General features: G+C 40.1%; 28 protein-coding genes, 7 tRNA genes and 4 pseudogenes. 33 read left to right on the top strand and 6 right to left on the bottom strand.

What is annotated here, in order from left to right:
• Positions 1-139 precede the first annotated feature (139 nt).
• The 4 genes from GXP75_RS15615 to GXP75_RS15600 all read left to right on the top strand — a co-directional run bounded on the left by GXP75_RS15615 (position 140) and on the right by GXP75_RS15600 (position 4,209).
• On the top strand, positions 140-490 hold the full coding sequence (locus GXP75_RS15615; protein WP_396022475.1) for an avidin-fold protein: 351 nt from the start codon (positions 140-142) through the stop codon (positions 488-490).
• 164 nt (positions 491-654) lie between these two features.
• Entirely contained in the window at positions 655-2,148 is a 1,494-nt protein-coding gene (gene cshA / locus GXP75_RS15610) for a degradosome RNA helicase CshA (RefSeq protein ID WP_214917196.1), read from the top strand.
• 116 nt (positions 2,149-2,264) lie between these two features.
• Positions 2,265-2,744, top strand: a complete 480-nt coding sequence (locus tag GXP75_RS15605) for a PH domain-containing protein (RefSeq protein ID WP_061572309.1) — start codon at positions 2,265-2,267, stop codon at positions 2,742-2,744.
• On the top strand, positions 2,734-4,209 hold the full coding sequence (locus GXP75_RS15600; RefSeq protein WP_242557222.1) for a PH domain-containing protein: 1,476 nt from the start codon (positions 2,734-2,736) through the stop codon (positions 4,207-4,209). Before GXP75_RS15605 ends, GXP75_RS15600 begins: the two co-directional genes overlap by 11 nt.
• On the opposite strand, the gene GXP75_RS15595 is transcribed toward GXP75_RS15600, so the two are convergent.
• On the bottom strand, positions 4,206-4,805 hold the full coding sequence (locus tag GXP75_RS15595; RefSeq protein ID WP_242557221.1) for a rhomboid family intramembrane serine protease: 600 nt from the start codon (positions 4,803-4,805) through the stop codon (positions 4,206-4,208). The two genes, GXP75_RS15600 and GXP75_RS15595, sit on opposite strands and share 4 nt — an antisense overlap.
• A gap of 98 nt (positions 4,806-4,903) precedes the next feature.
• On the opposite strand from GXP75_RS15595, the gene acpS reads away from it, so the two are divergent.
• The 14 genes from acpS to GXP75_RS15525 all read left to right on the top strand — a co-directional run bounded on the left by acpS (position 4,904) and on the right by GXP75_RS15525 (position 15,729).
• Positions 4,904-5,269 (top strand): holo-ACP synthase, encoded by a 366-nt coding sequence (gene acpS, locus GXP75_RS15590; protein ID WP_150224451.1) that lies wholly within the window; start codon positions 4,904-4,906, stop codon positions 5,267-5,269.
• A gap of 167 nt (positions 5,270-5,436) precedes the next feature.
• The gene (locus tag GXP75_RS15585) at positions 5,437-6,453 is read left to right on the top strand and encodes a LolA family protein (RefSeq protein ID WP_094231401.1); all 1,017 of its coding nucleotides are present in this window, start codon (positions 5,437-5,439) and stop codon (positions 6,451-6,453) included.
• Positions 6,454-6,619: 166 nt separating this feature from the next.
• On the top strand, positions 6,620-7,789 hold the full coding sequence (gene alr / locus GXP75_RS15580; protein ID WP_214917189.1) for an alanine racemase: 1,170 nt from the start codon (positions 6,620-6,622) through the stop codon (positions 7,787-7,789).
• A 118-nt stretch (positions 7,790-7,907) separates the two neighbouring features.
• Entirely contained in the window at positions 7,908-8,189 is a 282-nt protein-coding gene (gene endB / locus GXP75_RS15575) for a type II toxin-antitoxin system antitoxin EndoAI (RefSeq protein ID WP_003328141.1), read from the top strand.
• A gap of 4 nt (positions 8,190-8,193) precedes the next feature.
• Entirely contained in the window at positions 8,194-8,544 is a 351-nt protein-coding gene (gene ndoA, locus GXP75_RS15570) for a type II toxin-antitoxin system endoribonuclease NdoA (protein ID WP_003156187.1), read from the top strand.
• A gap of 115 nt (positions 8,545-8,659) precedes the next feature.
• A complete protein-coding gene (locus GXP75_RS15565; protein WP_242557220.1) occupies positions 8,660-9,478 on the top strand; it encodes an RsbT co-antagonist protein RsbRA in 819 nt (272 codons plus the stop codon).
• 4 nt (positions 9,479-9,482) lie between these two features.
• Positions 9,483-9,848, top strand: a complete 366-nt coding sequence (gene rsbS, locus GXP75_RS15560; protein ID WP_010789626.1) for an RsbT antagonist protein RsbS — start codon at positions 9,483-9,485, stop codon at positions 9,846-9,848.
• Positions 9,849-9,850: 2 nt separating this feature from the next.
• A complete protein-coding gene (gene rsbT / locus GXP75_RS15555; RefSeq protein WP_003328144.1) occupies positions 9,851-10,252 on the top strand; it encodes a serine/threonine-protein kinase RsbT in 402 nt (133 codons plus the stop codon).
• Between the two features lie 11 nt (positions 10,253-10,263).
• Positions 10,264-11,271: a PP2C family protein-serine/threonine phosphatase gene (locus tag GXP75_RS15550; protein WP_242557219.1), complete on the top strand. Its 1,008-nt coding sequence runs from the start codon at positions 10,264-10,266 to the stop codon at positions 11,269-11,271.
• Between the two features lie 59 nt (positions 11,272-11,330).
• Positions 11,331-11,660, top strand: a complete 330-nt coding sequence (rsbV, locus tag GXP75_RS15545; RefSeq protein ID WP_242557218.1) for an anti-sigma factor antagonist RsbV — start codon at positions 11,331-11,333, stop codon at positions 11,658-11,660.
• Positions 11,657-12,139, top strand: coding sequence for an anti-sigma B factor RsbW (gene rsbW, locus GXP75_RS15540; RefSeq protein WP_242557217.1), 483 nt, complete (start codon positions 11,657-11,659; stop codon positions 12,137-12,139). The genes rsbV and rsbW overlap by 4 nt, the downstream gene beginning before the upstream one ends.
• On the top strand, positions 12,105-12,893 hold the full coding sequence (sigB, locus tag GXP75_RS15535; protein ID WP_061572301.1) for an RNA polymerase sigma factor SigB: 789 nt from the start codon (positions 12,105-12,107) through the stop codon (positions 12,891-12,893). The genes rsbW and sigB overlap by 35 nt, the downstream gene beginning before the upstream one ends.
• Positions 12,893-13,492, top strand: a complete 600-nt coding sequence (gene rsbX / locus GXP75_RS15530; protein ID WP_003328150.1) for a phosphoserine phosphatase RsbX — start codon at positions 12,893-12,895, stop codon at positions 13,490-13,492. The genes sigB and rsbX overlap by 1 nt, the downstream gene beginning before the upstream one ends.
• 77 nt (positions 13,493-13,569) lie before the next feature.
• The gene (locus GXP75_RS15525) at positions 13,570-15,729 is read left to right on the top strand and encodes a Tex family protein (protein ID WP_242557216.1); all 2,160 of its coding nucleotides are present in this window, start codon (positions 13,570-13,572) and stop codon (positions 15,727-15,729) included.
• A 9-nt stretch (positions 15,730-15,738) separates the two neighbouring features.
• Here GXP75_RS15525 and cmpA read toward each other — a convergent pair whose 3' ends face one another.
• Entirely contained in the window at positions 15,739-15,852 is a 114-nt protein-coding gene (gene cmpA / locus GXP75_RS15520) for a cortex morphogenetic protein CmpA (protein WP_003225207.1), read from the bottom strand.
• 101 nt (positions 15,853-15,953) lie between these two features.
• Here cmpA and GXP75_RS15515 point away from each other — a divergent pair, with 101 nt between their 5' ends.
• The 11 genes and pseudogenes from GXP75_RS15515 to GXP75_RS15465 all read left to right on the top strand — a co-directional run bounded on the left by GXP75_RS15515 (position 15,954) and on the right by GXP75_RS15465 (position 18,752).
• Positions 15,954-16,412 carry a SprT family protein gene (locus tag GXP75_RS15515; protein WP_061572299.1) on the top strand — a complete coding sequence of 153 codons (459 nt, stop codon included), beginning with the start codon at positions 15,954-15,956 and terminating at the stop codon, positions 16,410-16,412.
• Between the two features lie 121 nt (positions 16,413-16,533).
• Positions 16,534-16,608, top strand: a tRNA-Asn gene (locus GXP75_RS15510).
• 3 nt (positions 16,609-16,611) lie between these two features.
• Positions 16,612-16,702 (top strand) — tRNA-Ser (locus GXP75_RS15505).
• A gap of 39 nt (positions 16,703-16,741) precedes the next feature.
• Positions 16,742-16,813, top strand: a tRNA-Glu gene (locus GXP75_RS15500).
• A gap of 12 nt (positions 16,814-16,825) precedes the next feature.
• Positions 16,826-16,900, top strand: a tRNA-Gln gene (locus GXP75_RS15495).
• 21 nt (positions 16,901-16,921) lie between these two features.
• Positions 16,922-16,997: transfer RNA gene (locus GXP75_RS15490), tRNA-Lys, on the top strand.
• A 9-nt stretch (positions 16,998-17,006) separates the two neighbouring features.
• Positions 17,007-17,088: transfer RNA gene (locus GXP75_RS15485), tRNA-Leu, on the top strand.
• Positions 17,089-17,111: 23 nt separating this feature from the next.
• Positions 17,112-17,195: transfer RNA gene (locus GXP75_RS15480), tRNA-Leu, on the top strand.
• A 77-nt stretch (positions 17,196-17,272) separates the two neighbouring features.
• Positions 17,273-18,041: pseudogene (locus GXP75_RS15475) on the top strand (tetratricopeptide repeat protein); the annotation flags it as partial.
• A complete protein-coding gene (locus GXP75_RS15470) occupies positions 17,998-18,117 on the top strand; it encodes a phosphatase (protein WP_242557215.1) in 120 nt (39 codons plus the stop codon). The pseudogene GXP75_RS15475 and the gene GXP75_RS15470, both read left to right, overlap by 44 nt.
• Before the next feature lie 110 nt (positions 18,118-18,227).
• Positions 18,228-18,752, top strand: a complete 525-nt coding sequence (locus tag GXP75_RS15465) for an NAD(P)H-dependent oxidoreductase (protein ID WP_242557214.1) — start codon at positions 18,228-18,230, stop codon at positions 18,750-18,752.
• A 401-nt stretch (positions 18,753-19,153) separates the two neighbouring features.
• Here the strand turns inward: GXP75_RS15465 and GXP75_RS15460 are convergent.
• Positions 19,154-19,288, bottom strand: a pseudogene (locus GXP75_RS15460) (hypothetical protein); the annotation flags it as partial.
• 39 nt (positions 19,289-19,327) lie between these two features.
• Between GXP75_RS15460 and GXP75_RS15455 the strand changes: the two are divergent.
• The 4 genes and pseudogenes from GXP75_RS15455 to GXP75_RS15440 all read left to right on the top strand — a co-directional run.
• Positions 19,328-19,507 (top strand): annotated as a pseudogene (locus GXP75_RS15455) (cystatin-like fold lipoprotein); the annotation flags it as partial.
• Positions 19,508-19,603: 96 nt separating this feature from the next.
• Positions 19,604-20,368 (top strand): hypothetical protein, encoded by a 765-nt coding sequence (locus GXP75_RS15450; protein WP_239814921.1) that lies wholly within the window; start codon positions 19,604-19,606, stop codon positions 20,366-20,368.
• A 313-nt stretch (positions 20,369-20,681) separates the two neighbouring features.
• Positions 20,682-21,146 (top strand): annotated as a pseudogene (locus GXP75_RS15445) (response regulator aspartate phosphatase); the annotation flags it as partial.
• Positions 21,147-21,261: 115 nt separating this feature from the next.
• Positions 21,262-22,182 (top strand): hypothetical protein, encoded by a 921-nt coding sequence (locus GXP75_RS15440; RefSeq protein ID WP_242557213.1) that lies wholly within the window; start codon positions 21,262-21,264, stop codon positions 22,180-22,182.
• 222 nt (positions 22,183-22,404) lie between these two features.
• On the opposite strand, the gene GXP75_RS15435 is transcribed toward GXP75_RS15440, so the two are convergent.
• Genes GXP75_RS15435 through GXP75_RS15425 form a run of 3 tightly spaced genes read right to left on the bottom strand, consistent with a single transcriptional unit; the run spans position 22,405 to position 25,116 of the window.
• Positions 22,405-22,857: an SMI1/KNR4 family protein gene (locus tag GXP75_RS15435; protein WP_242557212.1), complete on the bottom strand. Its 453-nt coding sequence runs from the start codon at positions 22,855-22,857 to the stop codon at positions 22,405-22,407.
• 8 nt (positions 22,858-22,865) lie between these two features.
• Entirely contained in the window at positions 22,866-23,384 is a 519-nt protein-coding gene (locus tag GXP75_RS15430) for a hypothetical protein (protein ID WP_242557211.1), read from the bottom strand.
• Between the two features lie 10 nt (positions 23,385-23,394).
• Entirely contained in the window at positions 23,395-25,116 is a 1,722-nt protein-coding gene (locus GXP75_RS15425) for a ribonuclease YeeF family protein (protein WP_242557210.1), read from the bottom strand.
• Positions 25,117-25,318 lie beyond the last annotated feature (202 nt).

The following is a 25,318-nucleotide window of genomic DNA, read 5'->3' as shown; positions in this document are numbered from 1 at the left end:
GAGAATTTCCTGAAACTTTAAAAGAAAAAACGCCGCACGCTTCATAAAATAAAATAAAAGTGCAGAAACTAATAATGGTTCACTTGAAATAAACCTGTCAGACCATCTGCGGCTGTGATACAATTTATGAAAAGGCGGGATGGAATTGATAAATTATGATGGGCGCATTTTTATTGGTGTTCATGTTTCTGAAGACGGTGAAGTGTCCGGCGAAACTGTCTTCCACTACAAGCAGGACGGCATTATTTTGTCGGGGACTTACGCCGGGGGCGGCATTATTTCAGGAGTTCTTGTAGGAACTGTGAAAAAAGATGACACGCTGCATTTCAGATACCATCATGTAAATGCTGGGGGCAAACTGGAAAGCGGTGAATGTGTTTCATCTCCGCGGTTGGGTGAAGACGGCAGGGTCCGCCTTCATGAAGAATGGCAGATGATGGACGGACAAAAGAGCAAAGGCAGCTCCGTTGTCGAAGAAATCGAAAGCTGATCCATTTCTCCCCTTATTGAAAAACACATAGTGTAATGGTAAGATAAAACGTAAAGTAATTCGGGCTTTGTATACGTATGGATCCTGTCCTTTAGTATGAAGGGCAGTTTTTAGTGGTAAATCACGACATTACTGAAACAGCAATTAGAAGGAGTTTGAATAATTTGACTATAACGTTTCAAGATTTTCAATTAAGTTCTGATCTCATGAAAGCTATAAATCGCTTGGGATTCGAAGAAGCAACACCGATTCAGGCAGAAACGATTCCGCTCGGACTTCAGCATAAAGATGTCATTGGACAAGCGCAAACAGGTACAGGTAAGACAGCTGCGTTTGGTATACCCCTTGTTGAGAAAATTAACCCCGAGTCTCCTAATATCCAAGCAATTGTAATCGCGCCAACACGTGAATTAGCTATTCAAGTATCTGAAGAATTATATAAAATCGGACAAGATAAACGTGCGAAAGTTCTTCCTATTTACGGCGGACAGGATATTGGACGACAAATCCGTGCGTTAAAGAAAAACCCGCATATCATTGTCGGTACGCCGGGGCGTCTTCTTGACCACATCAACCGCCGCACACTGCGTCTGAACAACGTAAACACAGTTGTTATGGATGAAGCGGATGAAATGCTTAACATGGGATTCATCGAGGATATCGAATCTATTCTATCTAATGTTCCTAGCGAGCATCAAACGCTGCTTTTCTCTGCTACAATGCCTGCGCCGATCAAACGGATCGCAGAACGCTTCATGACAAATCCGGAGCATGTAAAAGTAAAAGCAAAAGAAATGACGGTTTCAAACATCCAGCAGTTCTACTTGGAAGTGCATGAACGTAAAAAATTCGATACGTTGACTCGTTTGCTTGACATCCAGTCTCCTGAACTTGCGATCGTTTTCGGCCGCACAAAACGCCGCGTTGACGAATTGACTGAAGCTTTGAACCTTCGCGGATACATGGCTGAAGGAATTCACGGCGACTTGACGCAAGCTAAACGTATGGTTGCGCTCCGTAAGTTTAAACAAGGTGCGATTGAAGTTCTTGTGGCGACTGACGTAGCTGCCCGCGGACTTGATATCTCAGGTGTAACTCACGTATATAACTTTGACGTGCCTCAAGATCCTGAAAGCTATGTTCACCGTATCGGAAGAACAGGCCGTGCAGGAAAAACAGGTATGGCGATGACATTTATCACACCGCGTGAAAAAGACATGCTTCGTGCAATTGAGCAAACAACGAAGCGTAAAATGGACCGCATGAAAGAGCCTACACTTGATGAAGCAATTGAAGGACAGCAGCAAGTTACTGTTGACCGCCTTCGCACGATCATCAGTGAAAACAACTTGAACTTCTACATGACTGCTGCAGCAGAGCTGTTAGAAGATCATGACGCAGTGACAGTTGTGGCAGCGGCAATTAAAATGTCCACGAAAGAGCCTGATGATACACCGGTTCGCCTTACAGACGAAGCACCGATGGTAGGCAAACGCAATAGAAACCACCGCTCTTCAAAAAGAAGAGATGGCGGCGGCGGACAAGGCGGCGGCTATCGCGGAAAATCAAAAAGCAACAGCCGTTCTTCCTATGATAAAAAACGTTCGTCTAACGACCGTCGTCCTTCAGGGGAAAGACGCCAGAAAAAATCATTTTAATAAAAAAAGAAGCGAATCCATTTAATGGATTCGCTTTTTTGTATGCCGCAAAATGAAACTTTTCTTTGATAAAAACGTATTTGTATGTATGATAAAGAAAACGGGAGGTTGGTATTTTGAGAGGGCAGCCCAAAAATCAAATCAGTCCAAACGGATTAAAAGTTTGGAGATTTCAAGAAATCATTGTATCCGCTGTTTGTTTACTTATCGTCATAGCGGTTGCCGTACTAAGCTATTACTTTCACTGGCCATATTGGATAACCGGGGTGCTCGCTGTTTTGTTGGTTCTGGAATCAGTGCTCACCATTGTGTTTATTCCGAAAATCCGGCACAGAGTGTGGCGTTATGAAGTTCATGAAAATGAAATTGATATACAGTCAGGCATCTTTGTGGTCACGCGTGTCATTGTGCCGATGGTCAGGGTGCAGCATGTGGATACCTCACAAGGACCGCTTTTGAGGAAGTATAATCTGGCCACAGTCAAAATCTCCACAGCCGCCACCATTCATTCCATTCCCGCACTCGAAATGGAAGAAGCCGACCGGTTAAGAGATTCAATTTCGCGTTTGGCAAGGGTGACTGAAGATGATGTCTGAACCGAAACGCCTTCACCCGGCGGCGATGATCTTAAATTTATTTCATATCATCGTTCAAACGATAAAAAACATCATTCTTCCATTCTTTTTCGTGTTCGTCGTCAACTCTAACCATGCGATTCGTTTTTACGGAGGCATCGCGCTTGGTATTTTGTTTATTTGGCTCATAGCGGCCAGCATCATCAAATGGAGAAAATTCACCTACAGAATTGAAGCGGATGAAGTTAGAATAGAAGAAGGTTTGTTTTTTACGAAAAAGAGATACATATCCATGGAACGGATTCAATCTATGAATACGAGCGCGGGCCTGATACAGCAAATATTCAAATTGGTGAAGCTGCAAATTGAAACGGCCGGCGGAGGAAAAGACGCGGAAGCCGTATTATCGGCCATCTCTTTAGAAGAAGCAGAAAGAATCAAAAGAGCAGTCTTTACCCAAAAAGAAAAGATCAAGGACATGGGGGAAGAAGGCCCTGTAATGAAGGAAGACGAGGCGCCTGAAGCCGAAAAAATCCATGCCCGCTACCAGATGGGTGTAAAAGAGCTGCTCGCTGCAGCTTCGACTTCTGGCGGAATCGGTGTCATTATTTCAGCCGTCATTGCGCTTCTTTCGCAAATTGATGAATTTCTGCCGATGGATTGGCTCTATGATAAATTCTCTTTCCTGAAAAGTGCCAGTATAGGCATGTATGCGGTTCTCGTTTTTATCTGCTTATTTATCGCATGGCTCCTCAGTATTGCGGGGATGATGATAAAATACGCCAACTTCCAAATCGAAAAAAAAGAGCATGAGCTGGTCATTTCGCGGGGGATTATCGAAAAGCATCAAGTGACGATACCGCTCCGCAAAATCCAAGCGATTAAAATCAAAGAAAATATTATCAGAGAGCTTTTGGGCTTTGTGACGGTCACGATTGTCAGCGCGGGCGGCGGCGATAATGAAAAAGAAGGCGCTTCGACCATACTGTTTCCCGTCATCCAGAAAAAAAAGCTGGCGGGCATACTAAGAACGTTTACGCCGGAGTATACATTTGAAGCAAAAAGCCATCATCTGCCGAAGCGGGCATTAAGACGATATCTCTTCCGTTCAACTATATTTTCAATCGTGCTGATCATTCCGTTATGTATCTTTTTCCGGCCATGGGGATATTTTTCTCTTATCTTGCTGCCGATCGAATTAGTCTTTGGCTATTTAGCGTATAAGGACTCCTCTTGGCACATCAGCGGGGAAAAGCTACAGCTCACCACAAGATTTGTCGGAAAAAATACGGCAATTATTCTCAGAAGAAGAATGCAGATTTATAAAGTCAGCCAATCCTATTTCCAGACAAAAAAACAGCTCTCTACCATCTCAACTTCTGTTAAATCATCAAGCAATATGGAAGAGTTAACGGTAAAGGATATTGAAGCGGAGGACGCGCAGCACATTTTTCGATGGTATTCGTACGAAAAAGCGGACGGTTAAAACCGCCGCTCTTTTTTTTGGACACATAAGAATGAAAGAACAAACCCGCCGACAAGCCCGAACAGGTGGGCCATAACATTAATATTTGAATTGATAAACGTCATGAGAACGGCCACAACAAGCAGTGTGACAATCATTTTGGAATTTTCCTGATCAATCAGTTCTTTTCGGTAAAGAACCATATACAGATAGACACCGAACAAGCCGAATATCGCGCCTGAAGCGCCCACATGCACGTAATCAAGCGATTCAGTGAAGTAGGTCCCGATATTTCCGATTACGCCTGATCCGACATAGACAAGAAGAAAACGGGCTTTTCCAAGCAGCCGTTCTAAAGCGGGAGCAAATAAAAAGATGGACATCGAATTAAAAAGAAGGTGGGCAAATCCGGCATGCAGGAAAATAGGTGTAATCAGCCGCCACCATTCTCCGTTAGCCACCCCGAGGTTATAGCCTGTTACGGCATCTCCCCATAATATGACCGAATGAATGGGCAATTTGAAAAAAATCCACAAAACTGATTGAATGGCTAATATACAAGCAACGGCGGGATAAAGCCTGATAAATGTTTGGAAATTTTCAGTTCGTATAAACATCATGAGCCCCTTTGCCATCATTTTTGGTATTTATATAGTAACACGTTTATGAGATAAACCATTTAAATAGTACAGACTTTCAGGAGGGATCATCCCATATGATTCACGGTATTGGTATAGACATCGTTGAGCTTGATCGAATCGCTTCCTTGTGCCGCCGGCAGGAAAGATTCGCTGAACGGATTCTGACTGAATCAGAACAAGCCCAATATGAATCACTCTCAGCAAAGAGGAGAATTGAATTTCTCGCTGGCAGATTCGCCGCGAAAGAAGCATTCTCAAAAGCATTTGGAACAGGAATAGGCAAGCATCTCAGCTTTCAAGATATCGAAGTGAAAAAAGATACCCATGGCAAACCCTCTATCGTATGCGCGAAACTCAGTCAGGACAATGTTCACGTATCCATCACACATACGAAGGAATATGCGGCAGCGCAGGTTTTGATTGAAAGGTTGTCAAGCTAGTCTGCATATTCGTACGGCCCCTCTCATATATTTGATAATGCATTAAGGGAGACAAGTTGTTTGAGGCTTTTATGGTACGCAGCCGTTCTGTCTAAAAGAGTGTTCCAAGCGTACCGTTAAAGTCAAACAAGCGGTTTCTTCCTTTTACATCAATTGAGAAGAAGGGGTTGAAAAAGGTGAGAAAAAGCTTTGTTTTGCTTTTAACGGGACTGCTTGCTGTCCTTATTCTTTCTGCCTGCGGACAAAAGTCACAGGAAGATGTCGTAACTGGATTAGACAAAAAGGCGAAGGAATACACCTCATACAAAGCAAAAGCAAAAATGACCATCGAGACAGGAAGTGAACCGCAGGTATACAACGTGGAGATTTGGCACAAAAAACCTTCTTTATACCGGGTTTATTTAGAAAATCCGAAGAAAGATCAAAATCAGGTCATTTTACGAAATGACAACGGAGTATTTGTTCTCACGCCGTCTTTAAATAAGAGCTTCCGGTTCCAAAGCGACTGGCCGAACAACAGCAGCCAGGTTTACTTATTTGAATCACTTGTGAAGGATGTTCAAAATGATTCGGACGCTGTTTTCTCTTCAAAGGAATCAAAATACGTGTTTGAAACAAAAACAAACTATCAGCACAACAAAATGCTGCCGACACAAGAAATCACATTCAACAAAAAGGATATGAGCCCATCATCCGTAAAAGTGATGGACACAGACCGCAAAGTCATGGTGAAGGTTGAATTCAGCAACTTCGAATTCAATAAACAATTTGACAAAGAATCATTTGACGAAAAGAAAAATATGACCCTTTCCCAAATGGATGTTGCAACAAGCGCGAAGCCTTCAGACACATTTGCTGTAAAAACGCCGCTGGAACTGCCTCTGGGCGTGAAGAAGCTTGAAGAAAAAGATATTACAACTGAAGAAGGGCGCCGGATTGTCATGACCTACGGCGGAGAAAAATCATTCACCTTAATTCAGGAAAAAGCTCAAGTCGCTAAAGCTTCTACATCCGTTACATTGAACGGAGAGCCTGTTAATCTGGGGATGACAATCGGAGCTTTATCAGATACGTCCTTATCTTGGACACATGAAGGAGTCGATTATCTACTGTCATCGAAAGACCTGACCCAAGAAGAGATGGTGACAGTTGCGAAAAGCATGCAAGGGCAATCTTCAAAATAAACACCAAGAGGCCAATTCATCTTTGGCCTCTTTTTTGTAAATACTAACAGCAAGCCGCTGGAATGGACGGATGCTCCTCAGTAAAAAAATTCCTTAAGAAGGGAGTTTCACTTTGTCCTTTGTTTTTAGTATGATATGAAGTGAATAAACACTAGGAAGTGTCCTGATGAACATAAAACCGTTTTACAGAGATACGTGGGCAGAAATTAACTTGTCTGCGATAGAAGAAAATGTAAGCAATATGAAAAAGCATATCGGTGACCGCGTTGACCTAATGGCGGTAGTGAAGGCAAACGCCTACGGCCATGGTGATGCGGAAGTGGCGGAAGCGGCATTGTCCGCAGGTGCTTCATGCCTTGCTGTTGCCATTTTGGATGAAGCGATATCATTGCGAAAACGCGGCCTGACTGCGCCTATTTTAGTGCTTGGAGCCGTTCCGCCGGAGTATGTGGAGATAGCGGCTGAATATGACGTTACGCTGACAGGCTACTCTGTCGAATGGATACAGGAAGCTGCCCGCCACATAAAAGAGACCCCCGTCCACTTTCATCTTAAAGTAGATACGGGAATGAACAGACTCGGCGTCAAAACAGAAGAAGAAGTGCAAAACGTGATGAAAATTCTGGAACGCAATCCCGGCTTACTATGCAAAGGCGTTTTTACTCATTTTGCAACAGCTGATGAAAAAGACAAAAGCTATTTTCTCATGCAGTTTGAACGATTTAAAGAGCTGATTGCTCCGCTTCCGTGGAAGCAGCTCATGGTTCACTGCGCAAATAGCGCCGCCGGTCTGCGTCTGAAAAAAGGCTTTTTTAACGCGGTCCGATTCGGAGTCGGCATGTACGGGCTTCGTCCGTCCGCTGAAATAACAAACGAGATTCCGTTCCGGCTGCACCAGGCATTCTCGTTGAACTCCACTTTGTCCCATGTGAAAAAAATACGCAAAGGGGAGAGTGTCAGCTACGGCGCAACATATACGGCTGAGAAAGACCAATGGATCGGCACAGTGCCGGTCGGTTACGCGGACGGCTGGCTGCGAAAACTGCAAGGCACTGAGGTTCTCATAAACGGCAAAAGGCTCAAAATTGCAGGAAGAATCTGCATGGATCAATTTATGGTTGAACTGGACAAAGAGTATCCCCCGGGAACCAGAGTCACTTTAATCGGCAGACAAAAGGACGACTGCATAACCGTTGATGAAATCGCCAGCCGGCTGGAAACGATTAACTATGAAGTGACATGTACAATAAGTTCCCGCGTTCCCCGTATGTTTTTGGAAAATGGGAGTATAATGGAAGTAAGAAATCCTTTATTGCAGGAAAATGCAAGCAAATAGCCTCTGTTACAAAAAGAGAATCTATAAAACAGCTTTGCTTGATGTGTGAATAATGGTATGATTATCACTGGATGGATAAACGAGTCGTATCCGTAAGTTTGGTGGAGGTGTATGTTTTTTGTCTGAATCCAGCGCAACAACCGAAATGATGATTAGCTTGCCGGAAGCACTAGTAGCTGAATTGGATGGTGTAGCGATGCGGGAGAAACGAAGCAGAAACGAACTAATATCACAAGCAGTGAGAGCCTATGTCAGCGAACGCACAACTCGTCACAACCGTGATTTGATGAGACGCGGATATATGGAAATGGCGAAAATCAACCTGAATATTTCTTCTGAAGCTCATTTTGCTGAGTGCGAAGCAGAAACGACCGTTGAGCGCTTAGTCAGCGGAGGATAATCATTTGATTGTTAAACGCGGCGATGTTTATTTTGCTGATTTATCTCCTGTTGTTGGCTCAGAGCAAGGCGGAGTGCGCCCGGTTTTGGTGATTCAAAATGATATCGGAAATCGCTTTAGCCCAACTGCTATTGTTGCAGCCATAACAGCCCAAATACAGAAAGCGAAATTACCAACCCACGTCGAAATTGATGCGAAACGCTACGGTTTTGAAAGAGACTCCGTTATTTTGCTGGAGCAAATTCGGACGATTGACAAGCAAAGATTAACGGATAAGATTACTCATCTGGATGATGAAATGATGGATAAGGTTGATGAAGCCTTACAAATTAGTTTGGCACTCATTGATTTTTAGTAATATTTTCTTGGTTGCTCATAAGGAGCAACTTTTTTTGTTTTCGAAAAAAATTAACGCTATAATAGGTAAATAAAGATATAAAATGTTGCTTTTTGTCGGGAGGTACAATGAAATGCCGAATCAGACGATACATGGGTTCATTTCAGAGAATCAGAATGAACTGCTCGAACAGTGGACAAACACGTTAAAGAAACTAAGTGATCAAGAATCATATCAGCTGACTGATCAAGTGTACAAAAATATATGCAAAGATTATATAGAGATTCTTCTTTCCTCTTCAACAGAAACCATTGCTGAGGAACAAGTAAGCGAACTGGCGCTCAGAGCCGTTCAAATCGGTCTGTCCTTAAAGTTTTTAGCTACAGGCCTTTTGGAATTCTGGAAACATCTTTACAAGGAAATGAACGACGGTACTTTAACAGATCAAGAAAGTACGGAGTTAATCTGGCAGATTGAAAGTTTTTTCAATCCGATCAACACGGAAATCTTAAACCAATATTCAATCTCATGGGAAAAAACCGTCTCCCTTCAAAAAATCGCGCTTCAAGAGCTTTCTGCGCCGCTTATTCCGGTGTTTGAACATATCACCGTTATGCCGCTTGTCGGAACGATTGATACCGAACGCGCGAAAAGAATTATGGAAAACCTGCTGAATGGCGTGGTGAAACATCGCTCACAGGTTGTTTTAATCGACATTACGGGAGTTCCGGTTGTCGATACAATGGTTGCCCACCATATTATTCAGGCATCAGAAGCGGTAAGGCTTGTCGGAGCAAAATGCCTGCTGGCGGGAATTCGCCCGGAAATCGCTCAAACCATCGTCAATCTGGGAATAGATTTATCACAGATTATTACTAAGAATACCCTTCAAAAAGGAATTCAAACAGCATTGGAAATGACAAATCGAAAAATCGTTTCATTGGGGGAATAACATTTTGAGACATCCGAAAATCCCGATCCTGAAACTATACAATTGCTTATTAGTCTCCATTCAATGGGAACTTGACGATCAAACCGCACTTCACTTTCAAGAGGATCTATTAAATAAAATCTATGAAACAGGTGCAAACGGAGTCGTTATTGATCTTACCTCAGTTGACATGATTGATTCGTTTATCGCGAAAGTACTGGGTGATGTGATTACAATGTCAAAATTAATGGGTGCCAAAGTTGTCTTAACAGGAATTCAGCCTGCTGTAGCCGTTACGCTGATTGAACTCGGCATAGCGCTTGAAGAAATTGAAACAGCGCTCGATTTAGAGCAAGGGCTTGAGACATTGAAGCGGGAATTGGGGGAATAGCTATGAACGACCAATCCTGTGTAAAGATCATGACAGAATGGGACATCGTGGCCGCGAGACAGCTTGGGCGAAACGTTGCGAAAGAATTAGGCTTCGGAACGGTTGACCAGGCAAGAATCACGACGGCTATTTCAGAATTAGCAAGGAACATCTATTTATACGCCGGTAAAGGTCAAGTCTGCATTGAGCAGGTAGCGGACAGAGGCAAAAAAGGACTTAAAATTATAGCGGAGGACACAGGACCCGGAATAGCCGATATCCGCAAAGTAATGGAAGACGGCTTTTCAACATCAGGCGGGCTTGGAGCGGGGCTTCCGGGCGTAAAGAGGCTGATGGATGATTTCAGCTTAAATTCCGTTGCGGGGCAAGGTACGGAGATACAAGCCATCAAATGGCTTCGGTAGGAGGTAAGAAAGTGGATTTCAAGGAGGTTATTGAGCAGCGGTATCATCAGCTGCTTAGCCGATATATAGCCGAATTAACAGAAACATCTTTATATCAAGCTCAAAAATTCAGCCGAAAAACAATCGAGCATCAAGTTCCTCCGGAAGAAATTATCAGTATTCACCGCAAAGTGTTAAAGGAACTGTATCCAGATCTGCCTGGAGATGTTTTTCATTCGCTGGATTTTTTAATAGAAGTGATGATAGGTTACGGGCTCGCATACCAGGAGCATCAAACCCTCAGAGGAATACAGCAGGAAATCAAATCGGAAATAGAAATCGCTGCGAACGTGCAGCAAACTCTTCTCGAAACAAAAATCCCGCAAGAAGAAGCTCTGGACATTGGCGCAATCAGTGTTCCTGCTAAACAAATGAGCGGGGATTATTATCATTTTGTCAGAGATAAGGAATCTATTAACATTGCAATTGCCGATGTCATCGGGAAAGGCATACCGGCCGCTTTATGTATGTCGATGATTAAGTATGCAATGGATTCTTTGCCTGAAACCGGCATCCACCCTTCACAAGTGCTGAAAAATCTCAATCGCGTAGTTGAGCAAAATGTTGATCCGAGTATGTTTATTACAATGTTTTACGCGAATTACAATATGAAAAGCCATAAATTCACATATGCTTCAGCGGGGCATGAACCTGGTTTTTATTATTGTAAAAAAGAAAATAAATTCTATGATTTAACAGCCAAAGGTTTGGTTCTCGGCATCTCGCAGGATTTCGATTACGAAGAATATGAACAGCATCTGGATGAAGGAGATATGATCGTTTTATTTTCCGACGGCGTGACAGAATGCCGGTCAGAAGACGGTTTCTTGGAGCGTCTTGATATACAGAAGCTGATAGAGGAACATATGTGTTGTTCTGCACAAGAGATGGTGCAAAATATTTACGAAAGCCTTCTTAAATTGCAGGATTTTCAGCTTCATGATGATTTTACGTTAATTGTTTTAACAAGAAAGGTTTAAAGGATAAAAAACCTGGGTATTAGACTATTAGTAAAAAGGACACTTTTGAGGTGATAAAAATGAATTTAACGGTCAATGTTAAACAAAATGATAATGATATACAAGTACAAATCGCAGGAGAAATTGATGTGTATTCAGCTCCGTCACTTCGTGAAAAGCTGGCGCCCCTGGCAGAACAGGGAGCAGACATACACATCTGCCTGAAGGATGTCAGCTACATGGACAGCACGGGCCTTGGCGTATTTGTCGGCGTGTTTAAGACAGTCAAAAAAGAAGGCGGCTCGCTAAAGCTTGAACACCTTTCTGACCGGCTGATCCGCCTGTTTGAGATCACGGGTCTGAAGGACATTATTGATATTTCTGCAAAGTCAGAAGGTGGGGTACAATGAAGAATACAGTAGATTATATAGAGATGAAAATACCGGCTGAACCGGAATACGTGGGAATTGTCAGACTTACGCTGTCGGGTGTGGCGAGCAGAATGGGCTATACGTACGATGACATCGAAGACCTTAAAATCGCAGTAAGTGAAGCCTGTACAAACGCGGTTCAGCATGCGTATAAAGAGGATAAAAACGGAGAAGTGTCCGTGAGATTCGGTGTATATGAAGATCGCTTAGAGGTCATTGTCGCAGATGAAGGAGACAGCTTTGATTTTGATCAGAAGCAGCAGAATCTAGGTCCTTACACACCTTCACATACCGTAGAACAACTATCAGAAGGAGGACTCGGCCTTTATTTAATGGAAACGCTGATGGATGAAGTCAGAGTGCAGAGTAACTCAGGCGTAACCGTGGCGATGACAAAGTATTTAAACGGGGAGCGAGTTGATCATGGCACAACCATCGAAAACTACGAAACTAACTAAGGATGAAGTTGATCGGCTTATAAACGAGTACCAAACCAATCAGGATGATTCGGCGCAGGAAACGCTTGTCCAAGTCTATACGAATCTTGTCGAAGTGCTGGCGAAGAAATATTCAAAAGGCAAAAGCTTTCATGAAGATCTTCGCCAAGTAGGCATGATCGGTCTTCTCGGCGCGATCAAAAGGTATGATCCGGTGGTCGGCAAATCATTTGAAGCTTTCGCGATTCCGACGATTATCGGAGAGATTAAACGTTTCCTCAGAGATAAGACGTGGAGTGTGCACGTTCCAAGACGGATCAAGGAACTCGGACCCAGAATTAAAATGGCGGTAGACACACTGACCACAGAAACGCAAAGGTCGCCAAAGGTCGAAGAGATTGCCGAATATCTCGATGTTTCCGAGGAAGAAGTACTGGAAACAATGGAAATGGGAAAAAGCTATCAGGCATTGTCTGTGGACCACAGCATTGAAGCGGATGCGGACGGAAGCACTGTAACCATTCTCGATATCGTCGGCTCACAGGAAGACGGATATGAACGCGTCAATCAGCAAATGATGCTGAAAAGTGTGCTCCATGTTCTTTCTGATCGTGAAAAACAGATTATCGATTTAACGTATATTCAAAATAAAAGCCAAAAAGAAACAGGGGACATTCTCGGTATATCTCAAATGCACGTCTCGCGTCTGCAGCGCAAAGCAGTAAAGAAACTCAGAGAGGCCTTGATTGAAGATCCCTCTATGGAGCTAATGTAATGATTCAGGTTGAAGAAAACCAACATATCCATACCCTTGTATATCAATTAAATAAAGAAGGCAAATCCATTTGCGGGGACAGTTTTTACATCAAAGCGGATGATCAGGAATTAGTGTGTGCGGTAGCTGACGGCCTTGGGAGCGGAACACTTGCGAATGAATCTTCATCAGCCATCAGAGATCTTGCTGAAAGCCATGCGGATGAAGATGTCGCAAGCATCATCGAACGCTGCAATCAAGCGATGAAGAACAAACGAGGAGCTACGGCCTCTATTTTAAAAGTTGATTTCGCAGCAAGGCAATTTACGTACTGCTCTGTCGGAAACGTGCGTTTTATTCTATACTCCCCATCAGGTGAATGCTTTTATCCTCTGCCTGTGTTAGGTTATTTATCAGGCAAGCCGCAGAAATATAAAACTCACACTTTTTCATATGAAAAGGGATCAAAATTTATCATTCATACAGATGGATTAAACGTTCCCGATATTCGCTCGTATTTAAAAAAAGGGCAGTCAATCGAAGAAATATCGAATTCTCTTAAAATATACACCACATCCAGAAATGACGACTTAACCTATATTTTAGGGCAGCTTTTATAATAAGCTGCTTTTTTTAGGTGTTTTTTTCTGATTTTGTTACACTAGAGAAAGAATGAATAAATGGAGGCTTTGGTTACATGGAAACGTTAGCCCTTTTAAAGAAACAAATTGCGAAAGAGACCGCACTGTCACAGAAGAATGTCGAAAGTGTTATTCAACTCCTTGAGGATGGCAATACCGTTCCGTTTATCGCTAGGTACAGAAAAGAACAGACCGGTTCAATGGACGAGGTCCAAATTCAAACCATCTCAGAGCGCTGGCAGTATATTCAAAATCTGAATCAGCGAAAAGAAGAAGTGATCAGACTGATAGCGGAGCAAGACAAGCTGACAGATGAACTGCGGCAAAAAATTGAACAATCGGTAAAGCTCCAGGAAGTAGAAGACCTTTACCGCCCCTATAAACAAAAACGGAAAACAAAGGCGACTGTCGCAAAAAGCAAAGGGCTTGAACCGCTTGCTGAATATATCCTTACCCTTCCGAAAGACGATCGTATCGCAGAAATAGCAGATCAATACATAAGCGAAGAAAAAGAAGTGCTTTCCAGAGAAGACGCGATTGAAGGCGCAAAACATATCATTGCTGAACAGCTGTCAGACGAACCGAGTTTCAGAAAATGGATTCGCCAGGAAACCTTCAAAAAAGGCACTCTGAAATCAACTGCCGGCAAATCGGCAGATGCGGATGAAAAAAATGTATACGAAATGTATTACGAATATGAGGAGCCAATTCCGAAAGTCGTTCCCCACAGAGTGCTGGCGGTCAACCGCGGTGAAAAAGAAGACATCTTGAAGGTATCCATTGAACCGCCGGCTGATGTGATTAAAGCCTATTTAGAAAAGCAAATCATCAAACAGCGAACAACGCCTGTCAAAGACATTTTGCTTGATACGATCGAGGACAGCTACAAAAGACTGATTCAGCCTGCTATTGAACGTGAAATCAGAAAAGAGCTGTCAGAAAAAGCAGATGCGCAGGCCATTCATATTTTTTCAGAAAACCTTCGGAAGCTTCTTTTGCAGCCGCCGATGAAAGGGAAGGTCGTGCTTGGGGTCGATCCGGCATTCCGAACAGGCTGTAAACTGGCAGTAGCAGACGAAACCGGAAAAGTTCTGAAGATCGATGTCATTTATCCTCATGCTCCGGTTAAAAAGACAAAGGAAGCGCAGGACAAAGTGAAAGCGATTCTGGAGGACTATCAAGTTGAAGTCGTGGCAATAGGAAACGGAACAGCTTCCAGAGAAACAGAACAATTTATCGTTGATGTACTGAAGGATACGCCTAGAGACATTTATTATTTAATCGTTAACGAAGCTGGGGCAAGCGTCTATTCAGCATCTGAGCTGGCGAGAGAAGAATTCCCCGACCTTCAGGTGGAAGAACGCAGCGCGGTGTCAATCGCGCGCAGACTGCAGGACCCGCTTGCCGAACTTGTCAAAATTGACCCTAAATCAGTGGGGGTAGGCCAATATCAGCATGATGTCAGCCAGAAGAATCTAAATGACTCGCTGCGGTTTGTCGTCGAAACCGTCGTAAACCAAGTCGGAGTAAACGTTAATACAGCCTCGGCCGCTCTTCTTCAATATGTAGCGGGATTATCTAAGTCTGTTGCCGGCAATGTTGTGAAAAAACGTGACGAACTCGGCAAATTCTCAACCCGCAAAGAATTAAAAGGCATCCCAAGGCTCGGCGCTAAAACCTACGAACAATGCATCGGATTTTTAAGAGTGCCGGATGGGACAGAACCTTTGGACAGAACCGGAATTCACCCGGAAAGCTATAAAGAAACAAAAACGCTTCTGAAAAAGCTTCAGCTGACGACAGAACAAATTGGGACGGCTGAATTAAAAGAAAAAATCAGCAAGCTGAACCTGTCTGAAACTGCAAGAGAACTTGAAATCGGAGAGATTACGCTGAAAGACATTTGTGAACAGCTGACCAGGCCGGAACGGGATCCTCGCGATGAGGTGCCTAAGCCTTTGCTTAAAACGGATGTACTTCAGCTTGAAGATCTAAAGGAAGGAATGGAATTGCAAGGCACTGTCCGCAACGTAGTAGACTTTGGAGCATTCGTTGATATCGGAGTGAAGCAGGACGGGCTTGTGCACATTTCAAAACTCAGCCATCAATTCGTCAAACATCCTCTCGACGTTGTATCAGTCGGAGATATTGTGACCGTGTGGGTGGAAGGAGTAGACGCCCAAAAAGGCAGGGTATCACTGTCTATGGTAAAATAAAAGCACTGCTTACGAGCAGTGTTTTTTTCTATAAAAGTACCAGCATTGATTCAGCAGTTTGATTTGATAATTATCCTTTTCTAAAAATGCTTTTTGCATTTGTTTTTTCAGCCAATTAGGCATGGCTCATTCCTCCTCAGCTTTTTTTAAAAGAAGGGCGGGTTTTACACATTGTATGCGAGCGGAGAATTGTCCCGTTCAATGTTTTTAAAGAGAGGTGCACAATGGATAACAAAGAGCTCCAAAAGCTTACAGAGGACATATCTAAAACCTGTTTTGAAAAACCCTTCCGCCACCAGGCTGTTTTTAATGACAGGCTCAAAACAACCGGTGGAAGGTACCTTTTAACATCGCACAACATCGAAATCAACAGAAAATCGTTAATAGAACATGGCCGGGAGGAACTTGAGGGAATTATTAGGCACGAGCTCTGCCATTACCATCTTCATCTTGAAGGAAAAGGGTACAAGCATAGAGACAGAGATTTCAGAGAACTCCTTCAGAAAGTAGACGCGCCAAGGTTTTGCACTCCTTTACAAAAGAAAACGCAAAGCAGAAAAACATATACGTATATATGTACGGCTTGCGGCCAACAGTATGTAAAGAAGCGTGCGATGAACCCTAAAAAATATGCCTGCGGAAAGTGCGGTGGGAAAATAAAAGAATTTATTAAAAAGGGTTGACTCACTTCATGATTCTATGTTAAATTATAAAAGCCGTCGCATTAGACGGAAGAGGGAATAAATGAAATGTTGCTTCTTGACACTTCATGTCGATCCTTTTATAATAAAGAAGTCTGATTATTCCACAGTAGCTCAGTGGTAGAGCTATCGGCTGTTAACCGATCGGTCGCAGGTTCGAGTCCTGCCTGTGGAGCCATACGGAGAAGTACTCAAGTGGCTGAAGAGGCGCCCCTGCTAAGGGTGTAGGTCGTGTAAGCGGCGCGAGGGTTCAAATCCCTCCTTCTCCGCCATTATATCTTTTGAAAAAGATGAAAAGTTCTCAACCAGACGGCCCGTTGGTCAAGCGGTTAAGACACCGCCCTTTCACGGCGGTAACACGGGTTCGAATCCCGTACGGGTCATTCACTTTCTGTTGGGCTATAGCCAAGCGGTAAGGCAACGGACTTTGACTCCGTCATGCGTTGGTTCGAATCCAGCTAGCCCAGCCATTTTTATTCATATCATACAGAGAGCCATTAGCTCAGTTGGTAGAGCATCTGACTTTTAATCAGAGGGTCGAAGGTTCGAGTCCTTCATGGCTCACCATTGTTTTTCGCGGGTGTGGCGGAATTGGCAGACGCGCTAGACTTAGGATCTAGTGTCTTATGACGTGGGGGTTCAAGTCCCTTCACCCGCATTTCTCTTTTAATTAAATAACGAGCGGTCGTGGCGGAATGGCAGACGCGCTAGGTTGAGGGCCTAGTGGGTGAATAACCCGTGGAGGTTCAAGTCCTCTCGGCCGCATCCCAATAATACCAAGGGTTTTGACGCCCTTGGTATTTTTTTGTGCATATTTTTAAATTGTCTACTGCCCACACTAAGTTGAGGATGAAATAGAAAAAGCAGAGTTTTTTCAAAGTGTCCTATGTATATTATTATATGAAACAAACGTATTTCTCCATGAATTATGCAAATCGTGCACTCAAAATATTTAGAGAGTATGAAGAGTATGCTGTCCAGACTGTGCGTTGTCAATTTATTGTAGCAGGAAACCTGATCGATTCTTTAGAATATGAAAGAGCCTTGGAACAATTTTTGAATTCTTAAGAAGTTGCCAAGGAAAGTAACATAGATCATTTAATTGCAATGTCACACATGAATATTGGAATTTGTTATGATGAATTGAAGGAATATAAAAAGGCTTCACAACATTTAATCTTGGCGTTAGAAATTTTTGAAAAATCAAAACATAGTGTCCTAACAAAGACTTTAATCACTTTAACCTATGTTGAAGCAAAACAACAAAATTATGATGTTGCTTTGACATACTTTAGGAAAGGGCGATTTATTGCCGATAAAAGTGATGATAAGGAATACTCAGCGAAATTCAAAATATTAGAAGGGTTATTTTTTTCTGATGGAGAGACTCAATTAATAGAGAATGCATTTTCATATTTGGCTTCGAGGAAGATGTTTGCTGATGTTGAAAATTTGTCGATTGAAGTCGCTGATTATTTTCATGAACAAGGAAATTTAATGCTCTCTACTGAATATTATCGTATGAGTATTGAAGCAAGACGAAAAATTAAAAAAGGTGAGATTATTAATGAAAATCAGCCGGATTCTATTGGCAGCAGTGATTTTAAGTAGTATATTTTCAATAACTTATTTACAAAGTGATCATAGTACAGAAGTCAGAGTGGCTGCAGATAGGGTAGGCGCATGAGGGTACTAAAAAGGCTTAATCTTTTTTAAAGTTGCTATTTTAAAATTAGAATCAATTCATTATCGTAAAAGCAATAATAACTAATCGGCGAAGAAAGGATGATCAGTCAAATGAAAACATTAGTTATCGTTATACACCCTAATTTGGAAACGTCTGTTGTCAACAAAACCTGGATGAATCGTTTAAAGCAAGAGAATGACATTACGGTTCATGACCTGTACGGTGAATACCCTAATTTTAACATTGATGTAGAAAAAGAGCAGCAGCTCCTGTTAGATCATGAGCGTATCGTTTTTCAGTTCCCAATGTATTGGTACAGCAGTCCCGCGTTACTCAAACAATGGGAAGATGATGTGTTAACACATGGCTGGGCTTTTGGAACTGGAGGAACGAAATTGCATGGAAAAGAACTACTCTTAGCTATCTCCCTAGGCGCACAGGAAGCTGATTATCAAGCAGGCGGAGACTATAATATCACGATCAGCGAGCTTATCAGACCGTTTCAAGTCACTGCTAACTATATAGGAATGCGTTTTCTTCCTGCGTTTACACAATATGGGACACTTCACCTTTCAAAAGAAGATGTTAAGAACAGTGCGGAGAAATTGGTTGACTATCTTAAAGCTGAGCATTGATCCGGTATTCGCGAGGGAAGCTGAAACAAATTATGTGTTGTGAAAATAAGGGTTTGTGAGAGATTTTAATCAAACTTTATTTCAAAGTTACATCGAATACTGATGCAGGGGGGGCATAGAGCGAGGGCTTAAAATTAATGACAGCAGGGCAATGAGTACATATTTCGTGATGAAATGTAGAGTTCCTTGGTCTCTAATAGGTGCCCAATTTATGCCCAGAATTAATGAAAAATGATGAAAATAAGTATAAATAAAATAAACAGATGCTTTGAATAAAAGCTTTTGTAACTCATGATACGTTTTCACTAGGTTGAGGGCCTAGTGGGGTGAATAACCCGTGGAGGTTCAAGTCCTCTCGGCCGCATCAATGATACCAAGGGTTTTGACGCCCTTGGTATTTTTTATGTCTTTAAAGAAAATGTGTTTTGTGACCAAAAATGTCCACTAACTTGAGGCAAGTTTTCTAATTTGTCCGCCATTTCTTTTTGTTTGTTAGGATATAAATGTCCGTATACGTCAATATTATCAGTCATGCTGAACGGATTTTTCACGAATGGACAGCAAATGTATAAGATTATATGTCTGATGATTCTTCTCGTGAATTAACTACTTTTAAATACTATGAAAAACTTGGAGACGAGTATAAAGAAATGAGCGACATGCCTGGAAATGGTGAAAATGATCGTCTTGGCTTATCAAAGAAAACACCTGACTATGAAGAAGCCAAAGATAAAGAAACAAAGTTAGAGGAGTAAACCATGTGTTTGCTCCTCTTTTTTTCTGTTTGCAAAGTTGATTATTGTTAGCAAGCGAATGCGAAACAGTTATAATTTATAGGAAGGGGGGATAAAATGAGAAAAGAATTTGAGCATACACTAGAGAAAAATGTTTACTGTTCTAGATGTAAAAATGAGACTAAACATTCAATAATAAAAAGTCATAGAAGAGGTTCATTTCAAGAAATTGAGCCTGATTTTCACTGGCAAGAAGCATTTCATATTGTAGAGTGTGCAGGTTGTCAAAATATCTCTTTTGTTAATCAATATGGTGATGAAGATACATGGGAATATGATAGTGGAGAAAAGATTTATCGTGATGTATATCGGGTTTATCCAGAAAAACCAATTGAAGATACACAAGAGTATAGAATAGAACAAGAATTCAAAAAGCGATACTGGCTGAAAGTAAAACAGTTTAGTCATGTACCTTCAACTCTTTATAATTTGTATGAGCAAATTATTCAATCTTATAATGAGAATCTTAATATATTGTGTGCTTCGGGTTTAAGGATTTTATTAGAAGGTATTTGTAAAGATTTAAATGTGAAAAAAGGGTTTATTTATAATAAAAATAAACAAATAATTAAAAAAGATGGAGAGAGAGACCCTAAAAAAAGAGAGAGTTTAGAGGGGAAATTTTTTGGTCTTTATGATGATGGATATATATTGTTTAACCATGCGCTTATTTTACAAAAAATATTGTACGTTGGAAATGGCGCAATTCATGAAATTGTTGAACCTGATAAGTTAGTTTTAAAACAGATAATCAATATTGTAGAGAGCATACTAGAGAATACATATGAATTAGAACATCATGAGTTATTGAAGGAAGATTAAGATTGAAAATTTGAAACCTACGTACATTCTGTCTTAGAGTAATCATTCAAATCTTTTAGGCTTATTCAGGTTCGTGCTTTCTCAATTAAAGAATAAAATGAACTTTTTAAGAAGTAGACGTAAAAGTCTACTTTTTTATTTTGGAAAGCGTTGCTTGTCATGTCGCAAAAGAATTGCTATGACCGCAAAAAACCGCAAAGGAGTAGATATAATGTACCTTTTTGCAATTCATCTTTGTATACTTAATTTAAATCTGACATAATACAATTAATGTAAAAATTCTCTTAATTTATGTAAGATCGGGGAGTATTTCTTGCGTCCGATTCTTTTAGATAAAACTAAAATTCCGTATGATCTAGTTACGAAAAAATTAAATGCTTGGTACACTTTGATAAAGAATGATCAAGTTGAAAAAGCTGAAAGAATAAAAAAAGAAGTAGAAGCTGATTTAGTAAATATGGAAGAGAACCAAGACGCTTTGTTATATTATCAGTTGTTAGAATTCAGGCATGAGATAATGTTATCTTATATGGAATCGAAAGAAATAGATGATCTAAATAGTGCTTATGAAACAATAAAGGAAATAGAAGAGCAGGGGCAATTGACAGGAATGCTTGAATATTATTATTTCTTTTTCTTGGGTATGTACGAATTTAGACGAAAAGAGTTAACAAGTGCTATAAGTGCTTATAGGATAGCTGAAACTAAGTTATATCAGGTTGAGGATGAGATGGAAAGGGCAGAATTCTTCTTCAAAGTGTTGTACGTTTATTATTATTAGTTAATAGTTCTATAGCCGATATAACTATATTATTTTAGGGTGGGTGTCTCTCTCGAGAAAAACTAGAATAAATTATGTAAATTTTCTGTGAGAATAGAAGGAGGAAACTTAATTGTCTAAACGGAAAAAAACAAAAAAAAATTCTCAGCAACAAAAAAAGAAGGGAAAAGATTTTCTAGTAATAACAAAATATCCAGAAGATTATAGACCTTTTGATATAAGAGCGAACAAACCAATCTGTTATAAAGGTGACCCTATAAAGGGAGAAACATCGTCTATGGTGCTCCAAGAAATTGAAAATATTGAATTTTCAACCAAGATAAAAGGTAAAAATAATGAGATTGATTATTTTGCTCCCAATAATGTGGGGATTCTTTTATCGATAGCAAACAAGTCAATAGAAAGTGCCAAGAAGATTTTTAAAGAAAAAATCAATCCAGATGTTGTAGATCATTTTGAAAACTATAGTAACATGAGTCGGGAAGAATCAATTATTATGAAATCGAAGATAATGTATGACTTTATTGAAACTGTGCAGGTTGGAATTGTTTTTGGTTATACAGCTTTAGAAGCTTTTGCAAATCTAAGTATACCTCAAGAGTTTAAATATGAGGCAGACAATAATAAGGGAATAATCGAAATTTATGATAAGAGTGCGATCGAGAGATGGGTTACATTAAAAATGAAAATTTCAGATATTTTAGTAGACATTTATGAAACAGATAGTATTAAGAATAAGAAAATTTGGAGCGAGTTTCTTGAATTTGAAAAGCTTAGACACGAAATTATACATCAAAAATCTATTATCGATACAAAATTCTATCATAGATATCTAAAAAAAGATTTCTTTAAAATATGTGATATACCCGAAAAGATTATAGGATTCTTTTATGAGGAATTAAAGGACAAAGAAAAAACGAATCCCTTATGGCCATGGACTATAAATAATGAAAGTGCTATCCCTACTTCATATGATTATAATCCGGCACATTTTGAGGTAATAGGCAATATTTACGAGGGGAGAAAAAAATAATACGAGAATTGTTATGTCGGAGACATTGTTGAAATTGGATAATATGTTGATTATCTTATCTGAGTGTAATGAATGACTTCAAACCTTGAAATAACAGGCTTTAGAAAATGTTGATAAGCTTCACATTATTGAGGGGCTATCTTAGAAAACCATACCAAAAAACCTTGGTATGGTTTGTAATTATTCTATTATTTAGCACATCTAAATTGGAAAACCTAAAGATTAATCTTTCTTATCCTTATCAAAATCCTCTTTACCTTTTTTAAGTTGCTGAAGAAGAAATTCAAGAAAACTATGTGCTGCAGTATAACCATATCCTTCATGGTTATCCCAAAGAATAACAGGACATTCTCCATCTACCATTTTATTTGTATCAAGACAATAAGAGAATTCATCTATATACTCAATAACAACAAGACCTGGTATAAGATTGTAGAACGTTCTGTATTCTTTTGTTTGCTCTACAACTTCAGCTCCATGAGAGTCATAACCGAGTATCATAGTCCCGAACGCGCCTCCTGTACCATACTCAGTTAAAAACCACTTATAACTGTCTGGTAGGGTTACTTTGAGATCTTTTTCTATCTCTTTAATATGTTTGTCAGTGACGCCTCCAGTAAGAATTGAATATTCTTTATTCTCATCAAAGAATTTTTTCACTCTAGAGTAATTCACATTTAACCTCACATACATTTGATTTTGGTTTGCAATTCATCGATCTTATTAAGTTCATACTCATAATCACAGTTTTCTTCTAAAACAAAATTCATAGTTTCAAAGAAACTTCTCGCATTCTTTAAGAGTGATTCAAAAAAATCAAGTTTCGGTAGTAATACTTTTTGTTTTTGGTCAATTTCAAATAACAACATATCATTCGATATTGATTTCATTTTCAATAGAAGGGGTTGATCTGGAAAATAAGTTTCGCTTTTTCCTGTTTCAATAGCTTCTTCAATCAGATTTAAAAAATAAGCCCACAATTGGTCAACCAAGTCCCACATAGTGACATCAAGCAAATCTTGTTCACCATATTTTAAAATAATCGCCCCAGATAAATAGTAAGAGTCTAACTGTGGTTTTATGTTCTTTAGTCCCTCTATATTGCTAAGTGGAATAAAGTAATCGTCAATATTATTTTTTAAGATTGAAAGATCGTTTATCTTCTTATTTGGCCTAAGAATTAATGATTGAATATAAAACATTTTACCTCTCCTATTTTTCCGGATAGAATTGTCCTACTCTTCCTTTTTGAAAGCCTACAACATATTGTTGACCCTCATATGTTCCTCTGATTTGATAACTAAATTTAGTTCCTTTTTTCATTAACTCTTCACGGTTTTGTTTCATGATTGATTCTATCGCATCTGCAACATCGTTAACAGTCATCTCTTTATTGAGAAAAGATTGCTGAGACTTAATTGAACCATCCCATAAATCAGGATGATGGCGCTCTAAAATATGCTTCATTCCTCGCTTGTCTATGAGGAATGATTGTCCTCCAAAAATGTATTTTCTGCTTTGAAAAGTTTTTAATCCGTTTACAACTTCATGCGGCTTAGCTTTCTTTAATCCTTGTACAGTAGACGAGGTCTTGAATATTTCAAGTGCAGAGTTTTTATAATTCTCTCCATCAATCACGTTGAAAGGAAAAGTCCCTGAACCACCAGCCATTGCGTACTGTTGTTCAAAAACATTTGGTATTTTAACATATTCAATACCTTTTTTTATTCCTGCTTTTGAAACTTCGAGCGTCTTAATTGCAGCAACTTTTGAACCGGCTTTTGCAACTTTGGATACTTTATCAATACCCTTCGGACCAACTATTGCAAGAACAACTGTACTGCCTACATAGGAAACCCATTTTGCTCTGCTGTAGCTATCTCCATTAATCATATCACGTTGGAAAGTGTCTTCTATGTCTTTTGCTATGATCTTATAAGTATCGATTGGATGTAAGACTGCGTTCACCGTTCCAGAAAGCGTTTCGATAGGGTGCATTGCGAGTTGATAGAGACCCATCACTGTATCTTTACCGGCTTCATACATTCCAACTGCAATACCTTTTCCGATTTCGGCTTTTTGTTGAAGTTCTTCGAGTTGGCGGAAATAAACTTGCTGGTCAGGTTTCAAATTCTCGTATCCTATTTTCTTCGCAATTTTTAAATACTCGTCTGGATCTGTTACCTTTACAAGCTGTTTTTTTAAATCTTTTATTTCGCGTTTTTCAGCTTCTTCTTTTTTGATCTTCAAATATGCTTCAGATTGCTTCTCGATATCGTTTTTTTTCTTATGTATATCGCTCTCACGATATGCCTTGGCATTATAGTGAAGGGGTGTAGCATTCTTGCCCTTACCTGTTGATTCCTGTAACTTTTGAAAGTCTGCTTTAATGAATTGTTCGTTAGGTTCAGTAATTGCATATTCAGTTTTTAAGTTTTCGTCCACATCGCTTATTTTATCAACAGTCTTTTTCCGTTTGTTTTCGGCAGATGAGAGCTCATCCTTAAAAGTCTCTGTTGAAAATAAATCAAGTGGAAGAATGTCATCGATATCATTCAGAATATCTTTCATTGCTTTCTTCTGCTCAGACATAATTGATTTTGATTTTTTATATGCGTTTGCTAGTTCATGTTCTAAGAAGGATTCTTCGATATATGCATCAGATAAGCTGGCCTCTTCTAGAACACCGGAGATACTAGTAAGGAAAGCGATCTTCATTTCAATTAAATCAATCCATTGATCAGTGACACCCACATGGTCGTGATAAAATGCTTTGATATTGTTTGCTCCCTTGCCAGAGAACTCACTGTCGTCCAGATCAGCAACAGCCTTAAATGCTTTTCTTAGCTTAATCATTTGATTTTTCAATTCTTTATAATCTTTTGCTCGGTTTTCAGCTTCAGATAACAAAGACTTTGCTTCAAATACCTTCATTGTCCAATCCTTTCAGTGATTTTATATCTAAATATTACCATGGAATAGATATGAAGGTTTCAAAAAAGTGTTTATAGAAAGGTAACGAATTTTAGAACATTTGAGCATAATGAGAGTTGGAGAAGTAACGTTGTTTATATTCAAATATTTGTCTTTCATTTTGAAACGGAATCAAAAACACTTATTTAAATTCCGATGATAG

This window comes from Bacillus sp. HU-1818 (assembly GCF_022695965.1).
GTDB classification, from domain to species: domain Bacteria; phylum Bacillota; class Bacilli; order Bacillales; family Bacillaceae; genus Bacillus; species Bacillus atrophaeus.
The sequence above is the reverse complement of the archived record's forward strand: the minus strand, read 5'-3'. Positions and strand labels throughout refer to the sequence as shown.